We start from the raw sequence: 6,439 nt of genomic DNA, 5'->3' as shown, positions 1-6,439 counted from the left end.
AGGGGGCGGTGCGGGCTGGGGGCGGTGCGGGTTTTTCGGGGGGCGGGGGGCGGCGCGGGCGCGGCGCTCCGCGGGGGCGGATTGCCGGCCGAGGGGGGGGGGGGGGCCTGGGGGCCCCCCCCCACGACGAACGCGGTGCTCATCACCGACACCATGCACCGCATCGTCTGGGCCAATGACGGCTTCACGCGGCTGACCGGCTACACGCTGGACGAGGCGCTGGGCCGGCAACCGCAGGAGCTGCTGCATTTCGAGCTGACCGACCCCGACACCTTGCACGGCCTGAACGAGGCCATGAGCGTGGGCCTGGGCGGCAAGGCCGAGCTGCAGCGTCGCGGCAAGGACGGCCGGCACTACTGGGCGGACATCGAGATCCAGCCGTTGTTCGACGACGCCGGCGAGCTGAGCGGCTTCATGGAGATCGAGTCCGACATCACCGCGCGCAAGCAGCTGCAGGCACAGGCCGACGAGGCGCGCGGCAGCTTGCAAGACCTCTACGACAACGCGCCCTGCGCCTACTACGCGCTGGACCAGCACGGCCTGTTCCTGCAGATCAACGCGCTGGGCCTGCGCTGGCTGGACTGCACGGCCAAGCAGGTCATCGGCAAGCTCAGCCCGCGCGACTTCTTCTCGCCCGAGAGCCGCGAACTGTTCGACGCTGCCTTCCCGCGCTTCATGCGCGAGGGCCGCGTGTCGGGGCTGGAGTTCGACATGAAGGGACGGCAGGGCGAGGTGCGCCGCGTCAGCCTGTCGGCCACCGCCATCTATGACGCCAGCGGCGTCTACCTGCGCAGCCGCTCGGTGATGTTCGACATCACCGAGACCCACCAGATCCGCCAGCGCCTGCAGCAGCTGACACTGGACCAGGAAGCCATGCTGGAGAGCGACCTGGTGGGCATTGCCAAGGTACGCGACCGCCGCAACGTCTGGCGCAACCAGGCGCTGGAGCGCATGTTCGGCTACGCAGACGGCGAACTGCTGGGCACGCTGTCGCGCCAGCTGTACGTCGACGACGCCGCCTACGAGACGCTGGGCGCGCTGGCCTACCCGCAGCTGAAGGCCGGCAGGCGCTTCCGCACACAGCTGCAGATGAAGCGCAAGGACGGCTCGCTGATCTGGGTGGACCTTTCCGGTGTGCAGCTGCCCGGCAGCGGCGACGAGTCGCTGTGGATGATGGTGGACATCACGCAGAGCAAGGCCCATGAGGCCCGCATGGAGCATGCCGCGCTGCATGACGCGCTCACCGGCCTGCCCAACCGCCTGCTGCTGGGCGACCGGCTCAGGCAGGCCATCAACGCGTCGGAGCGCAACGGCCACGTGTTCGCGCTGGCCTATCTGGACCTGAACGGCTTCAAGCAGATCAACGACACCCACGGCCACGATGCGGGGGACGAGGTCTTGCGGGCCGTCGCGTCGCGGCTGCACGCCGGCCTGCGCGCCAGCGACACCGTGGCCCGGCTTGGCGGCGACGAGTTCGTCGTGCTGCTGTCGCCCACGCAGGGGCGCTCCGAGGCGGAGCTGGTGCTGGGCCGTTTGCTGGACGCGCTGTCCCAGCCCATCACGCTGACCACCGGGCCGCAGGTGGCCGTGGGCAGCAGCCTGGGGCTGGCCAACTATCCGGTGGACGGCCGCACCGCCGACGCGCTGATGCGCCATGCCGACGAAGCGATGTACGCCAACAAGCGCGCCGGGCGCTCGCGCGCGCTGCAACGCTGATCGCGGGCCTGTGCCGGGGCCGACATCAACCAGCCGCACGGCAGATATGGCACCGGGCCAGCATGCCGGCATCACGACCGGGGCCCTGCATGCGCGGCCCGAACTTCCCCGTCCTGCTGGCGCTGATTGCGCTGATCGCGCTGCTGGCCTTGCTGGCCGCCATGCCCGCGCACGCGGCCCCGACGCCAGCGGTCAGGCAGGCTCCACCGTGACGCTCACCCGCAGCGTGGCCACGCCGCCGCCACGCAGCACACCGCGCAGCGGCGCCACGTCGGCGTAGTCGCGGCCCCAGGCCAGCGTCACATGGTCCAGGTCGGCCGGCACCGCGTTGGTCGGGTCCAGCGCCAGCCAACCCTGCTCGGGACACCACAGCTCGGCCCAGGCATGCGACGCGTCCGCGCCGACCAGCTTGGGCGCGCCTTCGGGCGGCCGCGTCAGCAGATAGCCCGACACATAGCGTGCCGCCAGCCCCAGCGAGCGGCAGGCGGCGATGAAGACATGGGCGAAGTCCTGGCACACGCCGCTGCGCTGCGCCAGCGCGTCGGCGGCGCGCGTAGCCACCGTGGTGCTTTGCGGCAGGTAGCGCAGATCCGTCTGGATCTGGTGCATCAGCGACAGCCCGCAGGCCGCCAGCGTGCGGCCGGGCGAGAACGCGCGGCGGGCGTAGGCGGCCAGCGTGGCATCGGGCGCGGCGTAGGTCGATGCCAGCGAGAACTCGTCGGCCTCGTGCATCGCGCGGCCGGCGCGGTAGCGCAGGCTGGCCGCGACGGCCTCCCAGGATGGCCCCCGGTTGGGATCGGGGGCGGGCCGCGGCTGCAGCTGGGCCGTGAAGCGGCTGTCCACCACCAGCTTCTCGTGCACGCGCGCGTGGCCGAAGGTCAGGTGGCGGTTGCCCCAGGGGTCGCGGCGCAGGTGGCGCGCCAGCTCGGTAGCGTCCAACTCCAGGCCGTCCACACCCCAGCCATCGGGCAGCGGGTCGATGTTGAGCCGCCAGCCGCTGACGTGTTGCCAGGGCGTGCTCTGCGGCGCCAGGCAGGCGGCGTGATGGGCCCACTCCACCGAGTCCTCGTAGGTGTACTCGGTGACATGGTGGACCGACAGCTTCACGCTCACTGCCACACCCGCTGTTCTGCGCCGATGACGTGCGTGAAATAACGCTGGCTGATCAGGCTGGACAGTTCGCCCGCCTGCGCGGCCGCACGGCGCAGCCGCTCCACCAGCGCGGGGCCGGGCGCGGCCAGTTCATCCAGCGGCCAGGCCTCGGGCGTGGGCAGTTCGGCCGCGATGTCGGCCGCCCAGCCCGGGTCGTGCCGGGCCAGCTTGGCGAAGCGCTCGCGCATCGTGCGCGCCACCCAGCCCAGCGAGCGCGGGTTCTCGGTGTCGTGCACCAGCAGGTGCAGCAGCGGCGGCGCCTCGCGGCGCGCCTGGAACTGCGCGCGGTAGGTGATGGTGGAGTCGAACACGCCCAGCAGCAGCGCGAAGCCGTCCTCCGTGAGCGCCAGGTCTTGCTCGAACACCTCCGCCAGCACCTCGGCGTGGAAGGACAGCCGCTCCAGCTGCCGGCCGATGGACAGAAGCCGCCAGCCGTCGTCGCGCGTCATGCGGTCGGTCTGCGCGCCGGTGATGGCGGCCAGGTGCGTGTCGGCGCGGGCCAGCACGTTCAGCACGTCGGTGACGGGCGTCGTGGTGCCGGGCCGGTCCAGCACGGCACGCAGGTGCTGCTCGAACTGCGCGGCGGTCTCGTGGATGAGGCGCCAGGTCTCGGGCGACAGCCGCTCGCGCAGCGCCTGCGCGCAGTTCTGCAGCGCGCGCAGGTTCCAGCCGGTGCTGCCGACGCCGGACGCGGGCAGCAGCGCAGCCAGCAACGCGCGCTCGAAGCCGCGCGGGTCGTCGTCGGCAGCCGGCGCATCGGCAGGCACCAGGCCATGGCGACGTGCCAACGTGTCCAGCAGCGGCAGCATGGGCGTGGGCATGGCGCCGCGCTGCACCATGACGCTGGCCTCGATGATGTAGCGCGCCAGCCGCGCGCTGTTCTCGGCGCGCTCCGTGTAGCGGCCCAGCCAGAACAGGTTCTCGGCGGCGCGGCTGGTCACGGTCCAGTGCACGTCGCGCAGGTCGGCCGGCAGCAGCGGCTGGGCCAAGAGCGTGGTGGGGTCCACCTCGCCGTCGGTCATGACCCAGGTGTCGGCGCTCAAGGACCCGCGCTGGATCGACAGCCAGGCATCGGCCAGCGGGTCGCGGCGCGGCGCCACGCGCGTCAGGCCACCGGGCACGACGGTCCAGCCGCCCTGCCCGTCGGTCAGCGCGAACACGCGCAGCACCGCCACGCGCGGCTCCAGCGCGCCGCGGGTCCAGACCGGTTGCTTGGTGGGCTTCACGCGCGCCTGCAGCGTGTAGGCGGTGGGCTCGGCGTCGATGCGCGCGGCCAGCTCACGCAGCGCCTCGTCGCTCAACTCGGCCGCGACGACCGGCGCGAAGCTGCGCGTGGTGCCGCTGGACGAGAACGTGGGCACGACGATGAACTCCGCCAGCCGCGGCCGCAGCGCGCGCCAGGCACTTTCCTCGCCGCACCACCAGCTCTGGATGGCCGGCAGCTGCAGTTGCTCGCCCAGCAGGCTCTCGGCCACCGCAGGCCAGAAGGCCGTCAGGCCGGGGCTTTCCAGCCAGCCGGCGCCGGGCACGTTGGCGACCACCACCTCGCCGGCCCGCGCGGCCTGCAGCAGGCCCGGCACGCCCAGGATGGATTCGGGGCGCAGCTCCAGCGGGTCCAGCCAGGTGTCGTCCACGCGGCGCAGCAGCACGTGCACGCGCTCCAGCCCCGCCAGCGTCTTCAGGTAGACCTTGTCGGCGCGCACGGTCAGGTCGGCGCCCTCCACCAGCGTGATGCCGAGATAACGCGCGAGGAAGGCCTGCTCGAAGTAGGTCTCGTTGCGCGGCCCCGGCGTCAGCAGCGCGACGCGGCTGCGCTCGCCGGCGGGCGATAGCTTCAGCAGCGCCCGCATGAAGTCGCGGTACGTCGCGGCCAGCCGCTGCACGGCCATCTGGCGGAAGGCCTCGGGGAACTGCTGGGCAATGATGAGGCGGTTCTCCAGCACATAGCCCAGCCCAGACGGCGCCTGCGTGCGCTGGCCTACCACCCACCAGTGGCCGTCGTTGCAGCGGGTCAGGTCGAAGGCCAGCACGTGCAAATGCACGCCGCCGGGTGGCTGGCTGCCATGCATCTCGCGCAGGTATTGCGGATGCGCCATGACCAGCGAGGCCGGCAACAGCCCCTGCTGCAGCAGCTTGCGCTCGCCGTAGGTGTCGGCCATGACGGCGTCCAGCAGTCGGGCGCGCTGCAGGATGCCGCTCTCGATGTGCCGCCACTCGTCGGGCTCGATGAGCATGGGCAGCAGCTCCAGCGGCCAGTGGCGGGCCAGCGGTGCGCTGTCCTGGCCTTCCTGGCCCGGCAGCGGCGGGCCGTCGCTGTGCACGTTGTAGCTGGCGCCGTCCTCGAGCACGCGGCGCTGCACGCGCAGCGCCTTGGCCGACAGCTCCTGCCAGCCGGCCGCGCCGCCGGCGGCGAAAAAGCGCTGCCAGCGATCGGTCAGCCCGCCTTGCGGCTCGCCCGCCTCGTTGACCTGGCCCGTCAGCTCGTAGAAGTGCCCGTCACGGCTGCGCAGCGCGACCGACGCCGCCAGCGCCACCGGATCGGGCGTCGGCGCCTCCTCCGGCTCGTCGGGGAGCAGGCTCCATTGGCTGGGGGTCAGCTCGGAAGACATGAAGGGAAAGAAGGCGCGGCGGGGTGGTCGGGGCATGGGTCGCGGCGACGACAAAAGGCATTGTCAAGCAATGTCCGCGCCGCAGTGCCCCGCGCCCAGGGTGGGCGCCGGGTCAGGCTGTGAAGAAACGACGCAGTGCGCGTTCGGCCGCTTCGGGGTTGTCGCGCCAGGCGCCATGGCCCACGTCGGGGAAGCGCTCGAAACCGGCCAGCCATTGCGGCGGGATGGCCGCGGCAATCTCCTCGGCATCCTCGGGCGGCGTGACCGGGTCTTGCTCGCCCACCATCACCAGCACGGGGCACTGCACGTTCGCCAGGCCCGGCCGCAGGTCCATGCCCGGCAGTTCTGTGCGCGTGTGCTCGAACAGGATCTCGGGCTTGAACTGCATCCAGCCGCCTGCGTCGGGATTCTTGGGCCGGGTGTTGTAGAGGTGGCGGCAGTGCTGCTCGTAGGCCGCCCAGGTGTCGGGGCCCGGCCGCTCCCAGAAGTCGCGCGTGGCCTGCTCGGCAGCCGGCCCGCCCAGGCGGCCGAAGCGCTCCAGCTTGCGCGGCAGCCCGAAGTGGTGAGACGTGCTGGACAGCACCACCTTGGCTGGATGCGCCGGGTGCCGCGCCAGGTAGCGCTGCGCGACGAAGCCGCCGAAGCTCTGGCCCAGCACGACGGGCTTCTCCACGCCCAGCGCGTCACACAGCCGCACGACGTCGTCGGCGAAGACGTCCAGCCGCATCTCGTCCAGCGGCCTCGGGCTGCTGCGGCCATGGCCGCGCTGGTCGTAGTAGACGATCTGGAACTGGTCCGCGAAGCGGCTGAAGAAGGGCCGAAAGCCCGTGTGGTCGAAGCCCGGGCCGCCGTGGATGAGGATCAGCGTGGGCTTGGCCTTCAGCGCGCGGCCCTCGGGCACATGGCCGAGGCCTTCGATGTCGACAAAGAGGCGGACGCCGGGTTGGATTTCGATGTGCATG

The 6,439-nt window shown here is 71.9% G+C and carries 5 protein-coding genes; 2 read left to right on the top strand and 3 right to left on the bottom strand.

All coding sequences use genetic code 11. The annotated features are described in order from the left end of the window. The first annotated feature begins 135 nt into the window (after positions 1-135). Both J2X21_RS10865 and J2X21_RS10860 read left to right on the top strand, forming a co-directional pair. A complete protein-coding gene (locus J2X21_RS10865) occupies positions 136-1,716 on the top strand; it encodes a sensor domain-containing protein (RefSeq protein ID WP_310328330.1) in 1,581 nt (526 codons plus the stop codon). A gap of 89 nt (positions 1,717-1,805) precedes the next feature. Further along, positions 1,806-1,928, top strand: a complete 123-nt coding sequence (locus J2X21_RS10860) for a hypothetical protein (RefSeq protein ID WP_310328327.1) — start codon at positions 1,806-1,808, stop codon at positions 1,926-1,928. Here the strand turns inward: J2X21_RS10860 and J2X21_RS10855 are convergent. The 3 genes from J2X21_RS10855 to J2X21_RS10845 all read right to left on the bottom strand — a co-directional run bounded on the left by J2X21_RS10855 (position 1,909) and on the right by J2X21_RS10845 (position 6,438). Beyond that, entirely contained in the window at positions 1,909-2,823 is a 915-nt protein-coding gene (locus J2X21_RS10855) for a transglutaminase family protein (protein ID WP_310328324.1), read from the bottom strand. The two genes, J2X21_RS10860 and J2X21_RS10855, sit on opposite strands and share 20 nt — an antisense overlap. 2 nt (positions 2,824-2,825) lie before the next feature. Then, positions 2,826-5,513 (bottom strand): circularly permuted type 2 ATP-grasp protein, encoded by a 2,688-nt coding sequence (locus J2X21_RS10850; protein WP_310328322.1) that lies wholly within the window; start codon positions 5,511-5,513, stop codon positions 2,826-2,828. A gap of 76 nt (positions 5,514-5,589) precedes the next feature. Next, positions 5,590-6,438: an alpha/beta fold hydrolase gene (locus J2X21_RS10845; protein ID WP_310328319.1), complete on the bottom strand. Its 849-nt coding sequence runs from the start codon at positions 6,436-6,438 to the stop codon at positions 5,590-5,592. Between the last annotated feature and the right edge of the window lies 1 nt (position 6,439).

Origin of the sequence: Roseateles asaccharophilus (assembly GCF_031458115.1) — a bacterium.
In the GTDB taxonomy this organism is placed as follows: domain Bacteria; phylum Pseudomonadota; class Gammaproteobacteria; order Burkholderiales; family Burkholderiaceae_C; genus Pelomonas; species Pelomonas asaccharophilus_A.
Note: the sequence above shows the minus strand (reverse complement) of the source record. Positions and strands in the feature narration are given on the sequence as shown.